The following is an 18,281-nucleotide window of genomic DNA, read 5'->3' as shown; positions in this document are numbered from 1 at the left end:
GAATTACCCATAGCCGCTGTCGCTCGGCGAAATTACGCAACGTATTACTTGACGTTCGCATCTGCGAGAAGCTACCTTCAAGCCAGTGGGGAAGGTGGCAGGCTGATGATGAAAAATCGCGATGCGAAGCGCGTGGTGACCAGGGGGGTGGTCGTCGCGTTCGTCGTTCTCTCGCAGGCCGGGTCGTCGGCTTATGCGGCGGCCGTCGGCGGCTGGGGACGTAGCGTAGGCGTGCCCGCTGGCGTGGTTCGCGTTCAGGCGGACCAGGTGGCAATCGCCATGACACGCGTACAGTCAGTGATCGCGCAGTCCACCAACTCCAGTGGTGTGGTGAACGCCACCGTGCTGAGCGCCGGTATCGGCGCGATTGTCGCCGCCAATCCGGCTATCGCTGCCCAGTTGACCAGGGCCATTCTTACCTTGGCTAAGAGCAATCCCGCGATCGCGTCGGCCCTGGTTCAGGGGATCGCAATTGGCGCGGCCTCGCTCGCCGTGACCAATCCTTCCGCCGCTGCTGCCATCCAGGCTGCGGTGGCTGATGCAGTCGCCGATGGCACGATCAGTGCATCGCTCGGCAGCGAGTTCAATCAGGCGCTGAGCGAGGCAAGCCAGAGTACTCCGGGTGGGTTGAGTACCGTAGTCGTCAATCCCGATACCGACGATGACGATGATTCAAGTCCGAACTGAAGTGGCATCTTTGAATCGACGCTTAGTAGTGCGGAACCGAATATTTCATCGTGTGGTTGCTGAGTTGGGGCGGGGCGGGATGTTTCGAGTGAAATCCATACCGTTGGTGTTGACGCTGGGTGCCTTTGGCGCCGGGGTGGCGGTCGTCGACGCCAGGGCGGCTGACTATCCGCCGAGCTCGCGTGACAAGGTGGAGGTGGATCCCCGCTACGCCGGAGTCGCCGATCGTCCGCAACCCGACTACACCCCGGTCGGGGTCCGCTTGGGCTCGTTCCTGTTTTATCCGGCCCTGCTGTCGTCGGTATCGTACGACGACAACATCACGGCCGTGGGGACGAACGAGAAAGCGGACTGGATCTTCAAATTCCGGCCGACGCTCGATATCAAGTCGGATTGGAGCCGGCACTATCTGTCATTCGCGGTCGGCGCGGAAAGCGCGACCTACGCGCACTACAGCGATGCCGACTATGTGGACTATTTCGCCGGCGGCAAGGGGCGCTTGGACATAACGCCCGATATGAGCGTTTCGAGCTTCCTGAACTATCTGCACGGACACGAGACGCCTGGCGATGGCCAGACCTTCAACGAGGTTACGGTACCGGTCGCGTTTGACCGGGTGGACGGCGGAATTAAGCTGGATAACCGGTTCAATCGGCTCTGGACGTCCACCGGGTTCAGCTTCCGCTGGGAGGATTTCGACCAGTTCGCCGATGGCGAATTCATCGATCAGACGTATCGGAACGGCACGACGTACGACGCGTTCGCCAGGGTCGGCTATGACATCAGCCCTCTGACCAGTGTGTTCACCCAGTTCGCCTATGAGTGGACCGAGTTCGAGGACTCGCTTTATGACGGCGACCAATATACCGCGGCGGTTGGATTGAAGTTCGAGCCGTCCCGGCTGCTGCGGGGCGAGGCCTATGTCGGTTATCTGGATTGGACGTCGGACAGCGGGTTCCTCGACAACGTTGCCGGATTTTACTTCGGCGGCGATCTGGCGTGGTTTGCGACGCCTCTGCTGACCGTCAGCTTTACCGCGGATCGCAAGATCGATGGTTCGACCTATAATGGCGGATCGAGCGTCCTGACGTCGGATTATGGTGTGCGCGCTGACTATGAACTGCGCCGCAATATCATTGTGAGCGGTATCTTTGCCTATAAAGAACAAGAGTATGAAGGCAACGATCGTACCGACAATAAGTATACCTATGGCGCTTCGCTCCGGTATCTGATCAACCGTTATCTCACCTCGACCTTGAACTACCGCTATACCGACTTCACGACCAATGGCATCGATGTTGACGACTATAATCGCAGTGTCGTCACGGCGGGTCTGAAGCTGCAATATTGAGACGTGCTGCAACGCGCCTCGATGATGCGAATGGATGGGCCGACAATTGGCTGCAGGAGGACGCCGCGCTTGCATATGGGCCATAATCGGCCGAGACACGGGTTGACGCGAGCCGGCCGCAACCGCTCAGCGCGTCGCGTGTCTCCTTCTGAATGCAAGCCGTGGTTCCTGTATGCCGGTATCGTCAGCGTCTCAGTTCGTTTACCGCATCCCGGCGGGCAGGCGGGTATATGCGGTTGGGGATGTGCACGGTCGGCATGATCTGTTCGATCAGTTGGCGGTGCTCATCGAGGCTGATATCCGCGGTTCGCGCGGAGATAATTTCGAAGCCGAGACGATTTTCCTGGGCGATTATATCGATCGGGGAATCGAGTCTCGGCTCGTCGTCGAGCGTTTGGCGAGCGGTGATTTTCCCACGGCGGTTCGCTGCCTCGCGGGCAATCACGAGATGATGATGCTCTCCTTTCTCGAGGCGGCGGGTGCAGGCGAGGTGTGGTTGTTGAACGGCGGGTTGGAGACGCTCTTCTCCTACGGGGTCGAGGCGCAGCGTATGCCGTCCGGCACCCGCCTCGAGAGCGCGCGGGCGGCACTGATCGCCGCATTGCCGGCCCATCATCTGCATTTCCTTCGCTCGCTCGAGGTCAGCGTCGAGATCGGCGACTATTTCTTCTGCCACGCCGGCGTGCGGCCGGGCGTGCCGCTGGCGCAGCAGACGCTCGATGACCTGATCTGGATTCGCGAGCCGTTTCTCAGCGACGACACACCCTTCGGCAAGAGGATCGTTCACGGGCATACGCCGGTGATGGAACCGGAAATACGCACCAACCGGATCAATCTCGATACCGGTGCCTATCTGACCAACCGCCTAACCTGCGCCGTCCTGGAAGACGACAGTGTCAGAATTCTCCAGGCGCGGGCATAGGACAGTTCCAGAGCGGACAGGTGCGGAAGCAATGATGGGACGTGACATCCGCAATGATCGATCTGGTGGCACCATGGCGGCGAATTGGCCCGCCGTGCCGCCAAAGGTAGATGAGCAGGCCAGCCGGCAGGCGCGGCGCAGCATAGACATCGACCGAGTCTTCTTCTGGAGCTTCCTGGTCGCGCTGGCCTGGGTGCCGTTTCCGCTGGGAAGCAACCGGCTGTTCGGCTGGGGCGTCAATGCCGTTCTCTTTGGGTGCCTCGTCATCGCTTATGAGGCGAGCCTGCTGGTGCGGCGGCGTGCGCATCCCGTGGCGCCGCGCCGTATCGCCTTCGAGATGGTGTTGTTTGGCCTGGTGTGCGGGTGGATTTTCTTCCAGGCGTCGCATTGGGCGCCGGAGGCCTGGAATCATCCGATCTGGGCCATGACCAGCGAGGTGCTCGGGCGCCCGGTCACCGGCAGCATTTCGGTGGCGCCCGATGCCGGGCTCGTCGCCCTGCTTCGCCTGTTGACCGTAGCCCTGGTGTTCTGGCTCGCCTTGCAACTCTGCCGTGATGGGCTCCACGCGCATTATCTGACCTGGGCGATTGCAATCATAGGCTTTGGTTACGCGCTGTATGGCATCGTGCAGCTTTATGCCTTTCCCGATACCATTCTCTGGTTCGAGCGGACCGACTACCAGGATTCATTGAGCTCGACCTTCATCAATCGCAACACCTGCGCGACCTATCTGGGGATGGCCTTGCTGGCCTCCTTCGCGCTGCTGCTTGCCGCCTATCGCACGCACCGGGCCGGGAAGGTGCCGTTGCGTTTGCGGATGGCCCGGATCATCGAGGTCACCGCGGGGTATGGCGCGTGTCTCGCCTTCGTGGCCTTCAGCCTCGCCAGTGCCCTGATGCTGACCGGTTCACGGGCCGGCATCACCAGTTCGTTCATCGCCCTCATCGCGCTGATCGTGCTGCTGTCGCTGGCGACGAACCGCCATCGTGCGGCGGTGATCATCGCCTTGCTGTTCATCGTCGGTGCCTGCGCCGCGGCAATGCTCAGTTTCGGCGACCATTTTCTCGACCGCATGGCGAATGCGGGCGGCGCCAATCTGCGCACCTCGACCGCTGAGCAGACGATCTCCGCCGCTCTCGATGCGCCGTGGACCGGCTTCGGCTTCGGCTCGTTCGAGCAGATCTTTGCGCTCTATCGCGACAGTTCGCTCGGTATCGGGGCGCGATGGGACAAGGCACACAATACCTACGCTGAGCTCATCCTGGAACTCGGCTTTCCCGCAGCGATCACACTCGGCACCGTCGTCCTCTCCCTGCTGATCCGGATCGGACTTGGCGCCTACAAGCGAGAGCGGGTTGCGACGGTGAGCTTCCTGGCCATCGGGGCGAGCATCCTGGTCCTGCTCCATGCCCTGGTCGATTTCAGCATTCAGATCGAGGCCGTCGCCATCACCTTCTGGGCGATCATGGGGGCGGGGCTTGCTCAATCCTGGAGCAGTCGAATGAGCACGGCATGAAGTCGCGCGGTTTCGCGAGGCCGGCATTGTGGCCTGTAGTTTGCTGGGTGGGGGACACGGCGAGACGCTGCGGACTGATCGGCGGCCCCTGTGCCGCCGAATGATGCAGAAGGATTTCGATCACAGCGGAATCCCGATACGTCAGCAGAGAAATAGTTCGAAAGCAGAAATAATAATGTCGACTTACTAGATGTAGCACTACACAGCCGGCGAAACAGGCTTCATGCCCGACAATCGCTTGCTGGCGTGATGTTTTCTCGGCCCTTGTCTCGCTTTCGCCAAATCAGAACTTAAACTGGTGTGCAATTAAGTCATGATAATCATGTATGATCGAGGCGGGATGAATAGAGCAGGGATTGGACCGGGCCCGATGAACGAGTGGGTGGGATGATGCACGGCCGAATTCCGATAGGCGAGATCCGCGAGGGGGTCGAAGCTTTCGACTTCAACGTCATTCTGGACTTCCTGTGGCGGCGCTGGAAGCTGATCGCGGTCATCGCTGGGACCGTCATCGCCTTCACGCTCTTGATCCTGTTCACATTGACGCCGCGCTACACCAGCTCGACGCAGATACTGCTCGATCTGCGCTCCCAGCAGGTTACCGGCATCGAGGAATTGCTGCCGTCCTTCACGATGGACATGACCGCGGTCGAGAGCCAGGTCTCCATTATTGAATCGAGCAGCCTGCTGCGGCGCGTGGTGGAGAAGGAGAACCTTGTCGACGATCCCGAGTTCGGGGCCTCCAAGAGCGGCGGCAACTGGTTGTCGAGCCTGATGGGCTTCGTCACCTCATTGCTCAAGAAGCAGCCCGCGGCGGACACGCAGGCCGAGGCCAATACCGATGCCATCCCGCCGGACGTTCTCGCCTCGATCGGACGGTTGTCCGCGGCACTCGATGTGAAGCGCATCGATCGCACCAAGGTGCTGCAGATCGACGTGACCTCCGAGAATCCGCAGAAGGCGGCACGCCTCGCCAATGCGATCGCCGATGCCTTCATCGTCGACCAGCTCGAGGCGCGCTTCGACAATGCGCGCCGGGCGGCCAGCTGGCTCGGCGATCGGTTGCAGGAATTGCGCGAGGATCTGCGCAAGTCGGAGGAGGCGGTCGAGGATTTCCGCAGCAAGAACAACCTCGTCATGACCAATACGGGTACCGTGAACGAGCAGCAGTTGTCGGAGATTAACGGCAAGCTCGTCGGGGCGCGGGCCGAAGCGGCAGAGGCAAAGGCAAAGCTCGACCAGGCAACCCGGATCATCGAGGCGAAGGGCAACATCCAGGCGATTCCGGATGTGCTGAAATCGTCGGTCATCTCCAATCTGCGCACGCAGCAGGCGGAGGTGGTGCGGCGCGAAGCCGACCTCGTCAGCCGGTACGGCGACCGCCACCCTGGCGTCGTCAATGTCCGCGCCGAGCGCCGCGAGATCGATCGGCAGATCAGCAATGAGGTCGATCGCATCGTCGGCAATCTGAAGAATGCCTATGACGTGACCCAGAGCCGGGTGGATTCGCTCACCCAGAGCGTGGCGCTCCTGACCGGGCAGGCGGGCAGCGACAACACCCTCGGCGTGCAGTTGAGGCAGCTCGAGCGGGTCGCCTCCGCCAATAAAACGCTCTACGAATCTTTCCTCTCGCAATCGAAGCTCACGGCCGAGCAGACCAGTTTCGAAGTGCGCGACGCACGGATCATATCGGTCGCCACTCCGCCCGGGCGGCCGAGCTTTCCCAAGAAGCCATTCTTCCTTGCCATCGCAACCGCGCTCGGCGGCCTGCTTGGCTTGGGCGTAGCCGGCCTTCTGGAGGCGCTGAACTCCGGCTTCAACAGCCCTCGCCGTGTCGAGGACACGCTCGGCCTGCCGGTGCTCACCTCGGTGGAGCGGATCGATCCGTCGGAGCTCTCCAGCATCGACGGCAAGGCGACGACCCTGTCGCGCTATCTCGACGCCAAGCCGTTGTCTCGATTCAGTGAATCGATCCGAAGCCTGAAAACCGGCATTCAGATGTCGGACGTCGACAACCCGCCCAAGATCGTCCAGTTCACGTCCTCGCTTCCCAAGGAAGGCAAGACATCGATGGCGATCAGCCTGGCGGTGTCGGCTGCCATGTCGGGCAGGCGGGTCATACTGGTCGACTGTGATCTGCGCCGCCCTTCGGCGAGCCAGATATTCGGCCTTACGGACGCGCCGGGCCTCGTCGAACTGCTGGCGAACAATGTTTCGCCCGAAGGCATTCTCCACCGGGACAAGACAACCGGTCTTTATGTGCTTGCCGCCGGCGGCAAGACGCAGAACCCGCCGGATCTCCTGAGCTCCGCGCGCATGGAGCAATTGCTTGCGCATCTGCGCGAGAGCTTCGATCTCGTCGTGGTGGACACGCCGCCTATCGGCCCGGTGGTCGATGCGGTGATCGTCGCCCAGATCGTCGACAAGACGGTCTTCGTCGTTGCCTGGAATTCGACCTCGCGCGAGGTGGCCCAGCAGGCGGTCCGGCAGATTTCGATCGACCGGAAGATCGCCGGTGTCGTTCTCAACAAGGTCGACGAGCGCTACACGCCGAAATACGGCAAATACAGCTATTACTCGTCGTCCTATTACAAAGGCTACTATGTTCAGTAGGCCGGAGACCGCTTCCGGGAGCGCTGTGGCGTCGTCGCTCTGCGCGACCGGCTTGATCCTGCTGGCGGCCGGCCTGGTGTGGTTCGGCGCCAGATTGACGTTATTCTCGGTCGAGCAAGCGCAGGTCGAGCCGGGCCGGTGGGCCATGACGTTCGAGGATTGGCGTGATACCGCGGGTTTGCGCGAGCGCGCGCGTTCCCTGATCGACAACGACAAGGACACTTTCATCCTGCCATCGGCGGCGCTCGCACGCGCCGAAAGCGTGGTCGAGGTGGATCCGACGAATTCGTCCGCGTGGCTCGACGTCGCCAGTAACGCCGCACGGCGAAGCGCAACGGCGGAACTGTCCCAGGCGGCGGTAAAAATGTCCGAGATAACAGGACCTTACGAAAGCGGCGTGATGGCCCGGCGGATTGTCTTCCTGATCGACCGCTGGGATCAGTTGCCCGCTGAATCCAAGGAGGTATGCCTGTCGGATCTGGGGCGGCTGTTCGGCGTGACATGGGCGCCGTATCAAAGCCGCATCATCAGTTTCCTGAAGCAGATACCGGTGGCGACGGCGACGGATTTGCGCGCAATGGCGCAGGTCCATGCGCCTCAGCTGGATAATCTGTTCGCCCGCATCTTGCCTCGTCCAAGCTGATGGAGCCGCGTGTGGCGACTTTCACTCCACTGTGACTGCCGAGACAAAAGGCAGCATAGACAGGGAGTGTTGGGCATCTGGATCCGATGCTAGAGCTGTCATAAAGTATTACACTATTTAATTCGATAGTCGGATAGACGTTCGAAAATGGTCGTAATTGCCGAGTCGGAGCAACAGGGGCCTATCATGCAATCCGCCGCACCGGTCCATAGAAAACGTCTTATGGACATAGACAGGGCGAAGGGGATTGCGATCTTCCTTGTAGTCCTCGGCCACATCAGCATCCCTGGCGTCGAGCCGGCATGGATGGCGGACACGCGCGGGCTGATATATTCGTTCCACATGCCGCTATTCATGTACCTCAGCGGCTTCGTGTTCTTTTATACAAAAGCTCAGTTCAAGACCGGCGACACGTATCCGCCATTCTTCGTGAACCGGGCGGAGCGCTTGCTCATACCGTTCTTTGTGTTTGGTGTAATTCTCATTTCTGGGAAATATGTTGCCGGTCAATTTGTCTTCATCAAAGATTACAAGGGGTATTTTTCGTCATATTATTATATGTTTTTCGAGACCTCGCAGAGCCCGGTCATCTCCATCTGGTACCTGTTTGTCCTTTTCGTCTATACGATAATAACGCCGATGCTATTCAGGCTGGCAGGCGGCAGGCTGGTGCCGCTGATTGCTCTGGCCTTGCTTATGCATTATCTCCCATATTTCATTGAGGTGTCCGACGATTTCTATTTCGATCGGATAATGAAATTCTACATCTTCTTTCTTGTCGGTGGCCTGGCCTACGAGAAATTCGATGTCCTCGGACCCATCCTGCGTCGGTATAGCTTGCTGTGGGCGCTCATATTCTTCGCCCTGTTGTTCCTTCTGGCCGGCACGGAGTATCGCTACCTGCCCGTCGGGCTGGCATCGATGGCATGCGTGCATGGATATACGCTGCGCGAGCATCCGACGAGCGATCGGGCCCTGGAGTATTTCGGCGAACATTCCTTCGTCATTTATCTCCTGAACACCGCGTTCATTGGCGTGTGTCAGGCGGTCTTCCTGAAGGCGGGAATGCCGCGCGAGTGGTTCATCCTGCTCGTCTTCGCCGCACTGATATGCGGCCTGTTCGGGCCGATCCTGTTGAAGAAGGCGTTGCAGTGGAGCGCGCCGACCCGGCGCCTCGGCCGGATGATGACGTGAGGCGCCGAGGCGAGGCGGCGTTCAACGCCTGGATCGGTCGTTTCGCGCAGCGCGGCAGAGCATGCAAAGCCTCGCCTGAGTGCGAGGGCGAGCCCACGTGGTCGGGGGCGAGGCAATATGGCCGGACTATCGCGGCTCCATCGCCACCAGCTTGGCGCCGCGCTGCTTGAGTTCGGCAATCAGCATGGGGAGCATGGCGACAGTGTTCTTCTGGGTGTCGTGCAGGCCGATGATGCCCCGGTCGGTCTGGTCGAGCGCCTTGTGCAGCACCGCCATGGTGATCTGGGGGGCTTTGTTCCGCCAGTCCTGGGGACTGATATCGGCAGTGACGAGAGTGATCTGATGCTGGCGTGTATAGGCGACGATCGCAGGATTGAGCTTCTGTCCTGGGGGGCGAACGAAGCGTGGCTTGTCGTCATCGGACGACGTTCCATAGGCCGCATGCTCGACTGCGGCATAACCGCGCTTGAGATCGCGGATCGCCTGGTCGAGCGGCATGCTTGTCAGCTCGATATGGCTGTAGGTGTGGCTGGCCAGCACCTGTCCGGCGTCGCGCAGTTGCGCGACGATCTGCGGATAGGCCTCTGCGTGCTTGCCGATCATGAAGAAGGTTGCGCGGATGCATTCCGATTTCAGTATGGCGAGTATCTGCGGTGTGGTCGCAGGAGCGGGCCCATCGTCGAAGGTCAGCAGGTACTCGCCCGGATTGAGCTTGAGCGTCCGCTTGAAATAGAAGGCGCCTATGCCGGCGGTGCGTTCCGTCTGGACCGGTATGACGCGTGATGTCCCGATGGCCTGCGGATTGGAACAGGGCGGAGGCGATTCCGTGGTCGCCTCGGCGGCCTGACCAGCAACCAACGGAGTAGTGCAATAACCCGCAACCACCAGAGATAGTGTGATGAGTAACCGCATCTCGACCTCGTGCGACCATCATTCCGCAATCCGCGTACTGTATGTGCTGCGATGCATCAAAAATGAGGCGAGCAACCCCAAGCGGAAAATGTCATCTCCCGTTCCGGAAAGCTGAGGCATAACTGAACGATAGGGAATGTTAGGGGCGGTTGTCCGTCGCAGAGCGCAGCGGCGTTCCGCTCCATGTCTTGCCAAAGTATGTTGCTCTGCGGTAGCCTCATCAAATCGCGGCTAGGTTAGCTTTAAGATAGGTTAGTCTTGAAAACACAAGCAGATCATTCGGATAAAAGCTGCGTAATTGTGGTAGAAAATCTGCCGGTGCCGTTCGATCGCCGCGTCTGGCAAGAGGCAAAAGTGCTGCACGGCGCGGGCTGGCGAGTGTCCGTGATCTGCCCGCGTACGGAGCGTTATCCCGCGGAGTTCGAGGAGATCGACGGCATTGCGGTGTATCGGCATCCGCTGCCGCTGGAGGCGCGGGGCACACTCGGTTTCGTTGCGGAGTATGCTGCGGCATTGTTCCATGAAGGGCGTCTGCTGTGGCGCGTCTACCGCGAGCGCGGCTTCGATGTCGTACAGATCTGCAATCCGCCCGACCTCTTGTTCATTGTCGCGGCGCCGTGGAAGCTGTTGGGCAAGAAGCTCGTCTTCGACCATCACGATGTCAGCCCCGAGCTGTTCGTTGCGAAATTCGGGCCGCGGCGTCTGCTGCTCAATACCCTCAAGGCGCTCGAATGGTTGACCTTCAAGAGCGCCAATCTGGTCATCTCCACCAATGAGACCTTCCGTGAGATTGCCATCCGGCGCGGCGGCAAGAAGCCAGAGGATGTGGTGACGGTCTACAGCGTGCCGAACTCATCATGGATTCGGCGTGTGGAGCCCCGCGCGGACATCCGCGCACGCTCCGCCAATATCCTCGGTTATATCGGCATCATCGGTGACCAGGACGGCCTCGATCACCTGATCAGGGCGGTGGATTGGCTGCTTCGCGAGGGCAACTACCGGGATTTCCACGCCGTCATCATCGGCGACGGGACGGCCCTGGCATCGGTTCGGGCCTTGGCGGCCGAGCTCGAGGTCGACGACTATGTGACGTTCACCGGCTACCTGTCCGGGCCGGAACTGCTCGAATGCCTCAGCACCTTCGACATCGGCGTCATTCCGGATCCGGTCAATGACTACAATGACAAGATCAGCATGAACAAGGTGTTCGAATATTCCGCACTTGGCGTGCCGAGCGTCGCCTATCCGCTGTCGGAGACGCAGCGCCTGCTCGGCGATGCGGGTACCTATGCGCAGGGCGAGACCCCCGCTGATCTGGGGCGGGCATGCCTGACGCTGCTGACCGACACGCAGGAGCGCGCGATGCGGGCTGAGCGCGCGCGGGCTCTTGGGGAAAGTGCTTTCAGCTGGGAACGCGAAGCCGGCAAATATCTCGGCGCGTTCGAGCGGCTGCACGGTTGAGTGTGCGTGTGCCCGCTGCCTTTGACGGCGTCGGCGCAGTGCGGGGGCGCCGGCGGGCGCTATGTGTCGGGGTTGCCCTGGCCATGTTCAGTTCTTGGGCGGAGGCGGCAGAGTTGAAGATCGTCGCGTACGGCACGAGCCTGACGGTTCAGGGCGGGTGGCAGACGCCCTTGCGCGAGCGCCTCGTCGAGTGCCTGAAACAGCCAGTGACCGTGGTGACGGTGGCCAAGAACGGGGCCGGATCCGATTGGGCCAGCACGGTCGTGGATCAGGTCGCGGCGGAAAAGCCGGACGTGGTTCTGATTGAATTCGCCACCAATGATGCGGCGCTTCAACGCTTCATCTCGTTGAAGCAGAGCGTTGCCAATATGAGCGGCATCGTCAGGCGCCTGCAGGCGGAAACGCCGCCACCGCGGATCTTTGTCATGGCCATGAACCCGGTGCACGGCATACGGGGATGGGTCCGGCCCTTCCTCGCCGATTATGAAGCCGCGCATGAGCTCCTGGCTCGTGAAATGGGGGCAACCTTCATCGATCACCGGCCGGCCTGGGCAACGTTGAGCAAGCGCGAACTCGATGAGGCCATCCCGGATGGATCCCATCCGGCGCCCGAAGTCACCGTTCGCCTGATCGTGCCGACCATCGCCGCGGCAATTGGCGGGCCGGAGTGTTAGAGATGACCTTCCTGTCGTTCGTCGCCGTTTCAACGCGATCCTGCCGGACCGTAACGCTTGGCCATGAGCCTGTCGTAGCGGGTGCTATTTTCTCCGGGCAAGGGAACACTGTTTTCCGGTCGGTATTATTGAGCGTGAGTAGTTGAGCATGCATATCGCTCTTGTCGATCCGTTCCTGTACACAATGCCCTATAATAAGGCGCTGGCGTCTGGCCTGATCGCCAACGGGCATAAGATCACGGCATTCGGTCGGCCGCTCAAGGCTGGTGAGCAATGGGACCTGGAAGGTTCGGCCTATATCGAACTGCCGAGTGAAGACCGCTCGGTAGGGAAGGGCGCCGGGGTCTGGACCAATCGACTGCAGTCCATGCTCCGCACCGCGCAATATGCTGCAAGCAGCGTTCTCCTGGCCCGCAAGCTGCGACAGATGCGGGTCGATGTCGTCCATTTTCAATGGGCGGTGTTGCCGATGATCGATATGCGCCTGGTTCGATATCTGTCGAAGCGAACGCCGATCGTATTGACCCAGCATGATATCGTGACCGCGAATGGCGATAGCGTGTCGCGCTCGCGGACCAGGGGCGAGGGCGAACTGCTCCAGGCTTTCTCCCATATCATCGTCCACACGGAAGAAGGCGCCCGGCGCCTGCGGGAGAAGATCCCCGGCAAAGACGATATTTCGGTAATTCCGCACGGGCAGCTCAACGCGCAACCCGCTCCGGTCATCCAGCCCGGGCCGGTGCCTGGCGAGCACGGCAAGATCGTGTTCCTGGTGTTCGGTATCGTCAAACGGTACAAAGGTATCGACATACTCATCGAAGCCGTGAAGCTCATGCCCGTCGAAGTCCGGCAGAGATGCCGCTTCGTGATTGCCGGCGCGCTCGCGATCGACGGTGCGGAACTGCTGAATCTGGCATCCGCCGGTGGCGTTGCCGACGTGTTCGATTTCCGTTTCCGTCATGTGGCGGATGATGAAATAGATGGCCTCTTCAATGCGTCGGACGTTCTCGTCTTCCCGTACCGGGAGATACAGGCGAGCGGCGCTTTCATGATGAGCCTTCAATATGGCCGCGCCATCATTGCCTCCGATGTCGGCATCTTCGCCGACATGATCACGTCGGGGCAGTCCGGTCTTCTGGTGCCGCCGAATGATCCGCCGGCCTTGGCCAAGGCCTTGACGCAGCTTGCGGCCGATCGGGGGCTGCGGGAAGCGCTGAGCGAAGGGGCGGGGAAGCTGTCGCTCTCGATCCCCTCGTGGAAGGACATCGCCGCCCGGACGGCTGATCTCTATGCCGGTCTTGTCACCCGGCAGCGGCCCGATTGATCCGAGCGACGACATGGCCTGGGCGGCGACACGGAGTGCCCGCGCTCGGCGCGAGGTTTGAGGGGTGGGTATGACTGGACGTATGCGCGTGGAGCTGGAACGGTGAACATATTCGAGAAGGTGGTCCGCCGTGGCCGAAGGCTTGCTCACGGCGTCGGACATCCGTCGGCGATGCCGATCCTGAAGCTGGTTGCCGCCCGCAAATGGTCCCGGTGGAAGGGGGCGGCCGCGCCGGGCTTCGCCGGAGGCGAGCGCGCCAATGCGGAAGGCGGTCGCTTGCCACGCGAGGCCGGCGAAAACTCCACTCAGATACCGCCCATCGTCTTTCAGACCTGGAAGACGCATGCCAGCATACCCAGCAATTACAGCCAGTGGCGGCAAACCTTCATCGACAAGAATCCGGGCTTCGACGTCATATTGTGGGACGATGCCGACAACCGGAATTTCGTGCAGGAAAAATTCCCCTGGTTCATGCCGTTCTATGATCGCTACCCGAAGGAAATCTATCGCGTCGACGCGGTGAGGATATTCTTCCTGTTCTATTTTGGCGGTTTTTACGCCGACATGGACACGGAGTGTTTGCGTCCATTGGCGTCGCTGCAGGGCAGGGGTGACGTTCTGCTGGGCCGAATGGGGGCGGACGGCTCGTTCGAGCATTCGGTGCCGAACGCGATCATGGCTTCCCGGCCGCGGCAGATGTTCTGGGTGCTCGCGATGGTTCTGATGATGCAGAAGCTGGAAGCGCACAAGAACAATGACGAGATCATTCGTCTCGGGCCGGAGAAATTCACCGGTCCGGTGTTCCTGAAGGAAGTGGTGGACATTTACAGTTCGGCGGATCGCGCCGAACTGGGCAGATTATGCGAGGGCGTCTTGTCGCAATTGGGCGAGCCCCTGGCGGCCAGCATCTCCGCGGGAGAGATCACGCTCCTCGATCCGGATGAATGGTACCCGATCGACTGGACCAACCCGATACATCGGCTGCTGCGCAGCGATATCCTGGTCAACAGGAGCCCGCTGGATGGAAAGACCGCCGAATGCCTCTTCCCGCAGGCGACGATGGTCACCTACTGGAGCCACTCCTGGTAGCGCGGCGCGCCGCGTCACGACGTGGCGCGCGATGGGTCGAGACGATGCTGAACTCTCGGGCGATTTGCATCCGGCAGCAGGTCGAGGCGGATGAGCGCATCGCGCAGAAAATCGCCGGAGACGATCCGACCCCTTAGTGCCTCGACATTCGAGCGGATCCGGTCTGCGGAAGCCGGATCCTGCTGAATGGCCGCGATGGCAACCGGGACATCATCCAGCCTGTCGACGCAGATGCCGACGCCGTATTTCTCCACGACCTTGGCAGCCGCCGCGGCCTTGCTGCAGATGATGGGAAGGCCCATCGCAATATACATCGAGAATTTGTGCGGCTGATTGAACCATTGATAGTGACCGGCCTTTCCCGCCAACTCGAGCGGGCTATCGCCGTCCCAGACCACTCCCCAGGAGACATCGGCCGGGAATGAGGGCGCGTCGGAGGAGAACGGCCCCAGGAATGTATCGGCTCCAAGCTTGCGCGACGGATCATAGTTCACGCCCGCCAGATAGAGCGGCAATTGCCGCCGGCTGTCATAGAGCCATGCGGCCTTGTCGGAAGCCAGGTTGCCGGCATAGAGCACCTTGCCGTCGGCACTCCATTCGCTGGCCGCCGGTGCGGACGTCAGATAGTCCCAGCATTCCAGAGACTGGATGCGCAGCCCGAGAGCCTGCATTTCGGCAGTCTTCCAGAGACTGCCGCTGACGATGCAGCCATGGCTGCGCTTCAGGATGGCGAGCGACTGGTGATGAGGTACGTCCCTGATCGAATCCACGTCGTGGACGACGAACAGGACACGATGCCGCAGCGATGCAAGGTACGACGCCAGCTTGTTGAAGCTGTTATAGTTGGGAAACTGGAAGACCACCTCGGTGGTTCGCGGCAGCGCCAGCAACCGCAGCAGCTCCAGTATCCGGTTTATCTGCGGGAACTTTTCAAAAGCGCTCAGGCTCGAAGAGGTAAATCCATTTTCCGCGAGAATTCGATATACATCAAGCTTCGCCTTGGCGCCGCCACGTAGATCGTCGACCGATTTGCTCGCCCAAAAATAAGCCATGTTTAGTTTGTTGCCTCAGCGATCCTGTTTCAACACGCGAATGCAATCACAATCCATATGTCAGCGTGCATAGTCCTTATCCAATATTAGACTAGATGTGGGGCAAGCCGGGCGCAAGAGTTGGGGTATCGACAGCAGCATGGAATCCGACATCCAGCGATCGCATTGCATGTACCAGTCTCGATCCGACACGAGGTCGCACCTGCGTTCGATGCGTCCCGGGAGGCCGTGGCGCGCCGGATTGCGGGCTCTTGGTGTCGTGGGTCTGTCCTGGTTCGGCATCGTGGCAAGCGGAACCTCCGGTGTCGCTGCGGAGCTGAAATACGCCTTCGACACGAGGGCGGTGATTGCCCGGCAGGGCTTTGGCGGATTGGCCGGCGGGATTGCCTGCCCCGAGCTCGTCCCACCGCTGACGGACATGTCGGGCATGTTCACCTTCTACAAGCCCGACCCGACGCGTTCGGTCGTGGATCGGGCGGCGATGACCCGCTATGTCGCGCGGGTCCGCCCGACCGATGCACTCGGAAAGGTGCTGTTCGACCTCGGTGAAAATTATGTGCGCTCGGCCTTCGCGCGGAGGGAGGCCGGACTGTGCATCGTGTCGCAACTCCGGAGCTGGGCAGAGGCCGATGCCTTGCTCGGCAATCTCGACCAGAACGATCCCATCGGCCGCAGACAAGCCATACTCGTCGGCATCTGGACGAGCGTGGGCGCGGCAAATGCCTTTGCGATCGCCTCAAGCGGGGGTGATTTGCCGCACCGCGATGTCGCAGCCGTCGAGGCGTGGTTCACGCGCCTGTCCGACGCGATCGTCGACGATTTCACGCCGCCGAAGCAGCGGCGCCCGAACCATTTGATGTGGCTCGACGGGACCTTCAACCAGAGCTATTGGGCGGCGGCCGCGGTGGGCGCCATGGCCGTACTCACCCAGGATCGCGAAAAATTCGACTGGGCCATGCGCGAGTTGCACCGGGCTCTGCAGAAGGTCAATGGCGACGGTTCGTTGCCCCACGAGATCGGCCGCGGCGGGCGGACCTTGCACTATCACAGCTTCGCCCTCGAGCCGCTGGCTTTGCTGGTCGCGATCGCCGATGCCAACAATGTTCAATTGACGCCCGCCGAGGAGGCGAGCCTGCAGCGCGCAGCCCGCTTCACGGCGGCGAATTTCGCCGATCCTCGCAAGCTCGCCGCCCAGGTCGGCTATCCGCAATCGAGGACCGACGACATGGCGGCCTGGATGGATATCCTCGACGGCCATTTCCAGCGAACGGCGCCGGAACTCGCCCGCGAGCTCGACTCGATCGCGGCCCCCCATCGCCCCTTCGCCCGCGACTTCATCGGCATAGATGTCACGACGATGTTCGTGACCAGGCGATCAACTCCCTGACGCCGAGCCGGCGGGGCCGGACGGCTGCAAAGGTGCGATCGGCCGTACCGCAGCGCGCCGCGGTACCGCCGGGAGACGGTCGGGAACGCCCGCTCTCGCCGGCGTACGCGAGGGATACCGGACACTCGCCATGACGCTGAGGATGATCAGCGGGAAATAGGCGGGCGTCGCGAGGGCATTGTCGGTGCGGGACAGGAAGAGGAACCCGGCGAGAGCGATCAGGACGATCGGGCTCTTGTTGACGTGCGGACTGCGCCAGACCCACAGCACAGCCAGAATGAACAGGGCGTAGAAGATGACGACGCCGACATAACCCAATTCGACCATGATGCGGATGAAGTCATTATGCGCTGCGGTGGAGCCGGTCAGGATGACCACTTCGCGCGGCACCGTGAAGAACTGATGGCCGAACCCGACGCCGGTCCAGGGGTACTGCGACGCCAGATCTTCGAGGTACGGCCACATGATGTCGCGGCCGTTCGCGCCGCTGGATTGGAACCGGGTGGCGATGCTCTCCCACATGGCGCCAAGCATGAGGCCGCCGACCGCGAGGCCGACGATCGTGCCTATGGTCTTCAGCTTCAGGGAAACCTGCGGCTTCAGATAGAACGAAACGCCGCACACGACGAGGGTAACGGCCAAGGCGGCGCGCCCGCCGGTGAGGAGCAGGATCAGAAAATCGGCTCCGGCAACGCCGAAATAGATGGGCCGTTTGATGAGGGCGAATTGCATGGCGGCAAACGTGCCGCACATCGCGACCCCGGCCAGGAATGCGGGGATCAGCGAGCCCTGGAAGCGCATCAGGCCGGTCGAGTACTCAAAGCCTGAAATCGCGCGAAGGCCGGCCAGGTGATAGAGGATGCCGAGGAACGTGGACGCGATCGGCAACCACGCGGCGATCTTGAGGAAGGCATCGCGGTCCGCCTCCGTCGGTACGCAGGCCAGCAACATATAGACGATGAAAATCTGATTGAGTGATTTTATAAGAGTACTCCACGAAAAACCGGGATAAGTCGTGAAGTATCCGAGAAAAAATATCAGCAGGCAGTTGAGCCCCAGCATCCACAATATCACATTGCTGCGAGGCCGGCTGGTCACATAAAGTGTCGCCGCGATAAGGAAGGCGCCCTTCTCGATAACGTTGATCGCATCGATTTTCAGGACAGCGCCGGCGTTGATGATGAACACGCCGTAAGCGATTGCTATCGCTATCCGAAAGGGCATGCTGGCCTATCCTTCTGGATCCCGTGGCTCGATCACAGGGAGACATAATTATTACATGCAGACGTCCGAGCTTACAGGCGCGGCACCGCATAGAACGTCGCCACGGCTCTCCCCGATGCCGCCACCAATGATGATACAGAACGGTGCTGCGATGCAACAGATCTGGTGGAGTGGCCACGGAAATCCTGATAAGCGTGCGGCGCGTCTGAATTGTGCTCGAAAATGTGACGTG

Annotated in this window: 15 protein-coding genes; 12 read left to right on the top strand and 3 right to left on the bottom strand. The window is 60.9% G+C overall.

Annotation, left to right across the window (positions count from 1 at the left end; all coding sequences use genetic code 11):
• Positions 1-105 precede the first annotated feature (105 nt).
• The 7 genes from G3545_RS03910 (at position 106) to G3545_RS03880 (ending at position 8,926) form a co-directional block, all read left to right on the top strand.
• On the top strand, positions 106-687 hold the full coding sequence (locus tag G3545_RS03910; RefSeq protein WP_170010034.1) for a hypothetical protein: 582 nt from the start codon (positions 106-108) through the stop codon (positions 685-687).
• Between the two features lie 88 nt (positions 688-775).
• Positions 776-2,038 (top strand): outer membrane beta-barrel protein, encoded by a 1,263-nt coding sequence (locus G3545_RS03905; RefSeq protein ID WP_170010032.1) that lies wholly within the window; start codon positions 776-778, stop codon positions 2,036-2,038.
• A 172-nt stretch (positions 2,039-2,210) separates the two neighbouring features.
• A complete protein-coding gene (locus G3545_RS03900; RefSeq protein ID WP_170010030.1) occupies positions 2,211-2,960 on the top strand; it encodes a metallophosphoesterase family protein in 750 nt (249 codons plus the stop codon).
• A 34-nt stretch (positions 2,961-2,994) separates the two neighbouring features.
• Positions 2,995-4,476: an O-antigen ligase family protein gene (locus tag G3545_RS03895; protein ID WP_170010028.1), complete on the top strand. Its 1,482-nt coding sequence runs from the start codon at positions 2,995-2,997 to the stop codon at positions 4,474-4,476.
• A 387-nt stretch (positions 4,477-4,863) separates the two neighbouring features.
• Complete coding sequence (locus tag G3545_RS03890; protein ID WP_246702680.1) at positions 4,864-7,089, top strand: polysaccharide biosynthesis tyrosine autokinase; 2,226 nt, start codon at positions 4,864-4,866, stop codon at positions 7,087-7,089.
• Positions 7,090-7,114: 25 nt separating this feature from the next.
• The gene (locus tag G3545_RS03885; protein ID WP_170010026.1) at positions 7,115-7,732 is read left to right on the top strand and encodes a hypothetical protein; all 618 of its coding nucleotides are present in this window, start codon (positions 7,115-7,117) and stop codon (positions 7,730-7,732) included.
• 186 nt (positions 7,733-7,918) lie between these two features.
• Positions 7,919-8,926: an acyltransferase gene (locus G3545_RS03880; RefSeq protein WP_170010024.1), complete on the top strand. Its 1,008-nt coding sequence runs from the start codon at positions 7,919-7,921 to the stop codon at positions 8,924-8,926.
• A gap of 126 nt (positions 8,927-9,052) precedes the next feature.
• Here the strand turns inward: G3545_RS03880 and G3545_RS03875 are convergent, their stop codons facing one another.
• Positions 9,053-9,838: a polysaccharide deacetylase family protein gene (locus G3545_RS03875; RefSeq protein ID WP_170010022.1), complete on the bottom strand. Its 786-nt coding sequence runs from the start codon at positions 9,836-9,838 to the stop codon at positions 9,053-9,055.
• Positions 9,839-10,096: 258 nt separating this feature from the next.
• Here G3545_RS03875 and G3545_RS03870 point away from each other — a divergent pair, with 258 nt between their 5' ends.
• From G3545_RS03870 to G3545_RS03855, 4 genes are all read left to right on the top strand, one after another.
• Positions 10,097-11,299: a glycosyltransferase family 4 protein gene (locus tag G3545_RS03870; RefSeq protein ID WP_170010020.1), complete on the top strand. Its 1,203-nt coding sequence runs from the start codon at positions 10,097-10,099 to the stop codon at positions 11,297-11,299.
• 113 nt (positions 11,300-11,412) lie between these two features.
• Positions 11,413-11,973 (top strand): SGNH/GDSL hydrolase family protein, encoded by a 561-nt coding sequence (locus G3545_RS03865; protein ID WP_246702679.1) that lies wholly within the window; start codon positions 11,413-11,415, stop codon positions 11,971-11,973.
• A gap of 148 nt (positions 11,974-12,121) precedes the next feature.
• Positions 12,122-13,297, top strand: a complete 1,176-nt coding sequence (locus G3545_RS03860; RefSeq protein ID WP_170010016.1) for a glycosyltransferase — start codon at positions 12,122-12,124, stop codon at positions 13,295-13,297.
• Between the two features lie 102 nt (positions 13,298-13,399).
• Positions 13,400-14,386 carry a glycosyltransferase gene (locus tag G3545_RS03855; RefSeq protein ID WP_170010014.1) on the top strand — a complete coding sequence of 329 codons (987 nt, stop codon included), beginning with the start codon at positions 13,400-13,402 and terminating at the stop codon, positions 14,384-14,386.
• 14 nt (positions 14,387-14,400) lie between these two features.
• Here the strand turns inward: G3545_RS03855 and G3545_RS03850 are convergent, their stop codons facing one another.
• Positions 14,401-15,438 carry a hypothetical protein gene (locus G3545_RS03850; RefSeq protein WP_170010012.1) on the bottom strand — a complete coding sequence of 346 codons (1,038 nt, stop codon included), beginning with the start codon at positions 15,436-15,438 and terminating at the stop codon, positions 14,401-14,403.
• Positions 15,439-15,577: 139 nt separating this feature from the next.
• Here G3545_RS03850 and G3545_RS03845 point away from each other — a divergent pair, with 139 nt between their 5' ends.
• A complete protein-coding gene (locus G3545_RS03845; protein ID WP_170010010.1) occupies positions 15,578-16,825 on the top strand; it encodes an alginate lyase family protein in 1,248 nt (415 codons plus the stop codon).
• Here G3545_RS03845 and G3545_RS03840 read toward each other — a convergent pair.
• Positions 16,814-18,049, bottom strand: coding sequence for an O-antigen ligase family protein (locus G3545_RS03840; protein WP_170010008.1), 1,236 nt, complete (start codon positions 18,047-18,049; stop codon positions 16,814-16,816). The two genes, G3545_RS03845 and G3545_RS03840, sit on opposite strands and share 12 nt — an antisense overlap.
• Positions 18,050-18,281: the final 232 nt, after the last annotated feature.

Origin of the sequence: Starkeya sp. ORNL1 (assembly GCF_012971745.1) — a bacterium.
Taxonomy (GTDB): domain Bacteria; phylum Pseudomonadota; class Alphaproteobacteria; order Rhizobiales; family Xanthobacteraceae; genus Ancylobacter.
Note: the sequence above shows the minus strand (reverse complement) of the source record. Positions and strands in the feature narration are given on the sequence as shown.

Coding starts and splice junctions, on each gene's coding strand:
- G3545_RS03860 (WP_170010016.1), top strand. CDS start 12,122: ATGCATATCGCTCTTGTCGATCCGTTCCTGTACACAATGCCCTATAAT.
- G3545_RS03890 (WP_246702680.1), top strand. CDS start 4,864: ATGATGCACGGCCGAATTCCGATAGGCGAGATCCGCGAGGGGGTCGAA.
- G3545_RS03910 (WP_170010034.1), top strand. CDS start 106: ATGATGAAAAATCGCGATGCGAAGCGCGTGGTGACCAGGGGGGTGGTC.
- G3545_RS03845 (WP_170010010.1), top strand. CDS start 15,578: ATGGAATCCGACATCCAGCGATCGCATTGCATGTACCAGTCTCGATCC.
- G3545_RS03900 (WP_170010030.1), top strand. CDS start 2,211: ATGCCGGTATCGTCAGCGTCTCAGTTCGTTTACCGCATCCCGGCGGGC.
- G3545_RS03875 (WP_170010022.1), bottom strand. CDS start 9,838: ATGCGGTTACTCATCACACTATCTCTGGTGGTTGCGGGTTATTGCACT.
- G3545_RS03840 (WP_170010008.1), bottom strand. CDS start 18,049: ATGCCCTTTCGGATAGCGATAGCAATCGCTTACGGCGTGTTCATCATC.
- G3545_RS03880 (WP_170010024.1), top strand. CDS start 7,919: ATGCAATCCGCCGCACCGGTCCATAGAAAACGTCTTATGGACATAGAC.
- G3545_RS03895 (WP_170010028.1), top strand. CDS start 2,995: ATGGGACGTGACATCCGCAATGATCGATCTGGTGGCACCATGGCGGCG.
- G3545_RS03850 (WP_170010012.1), bottom strand. CDS start 15,438: ATGGCTTATTTTTGGGCGAGCAAATCGGTCGACGATCTACGTGGCGGC.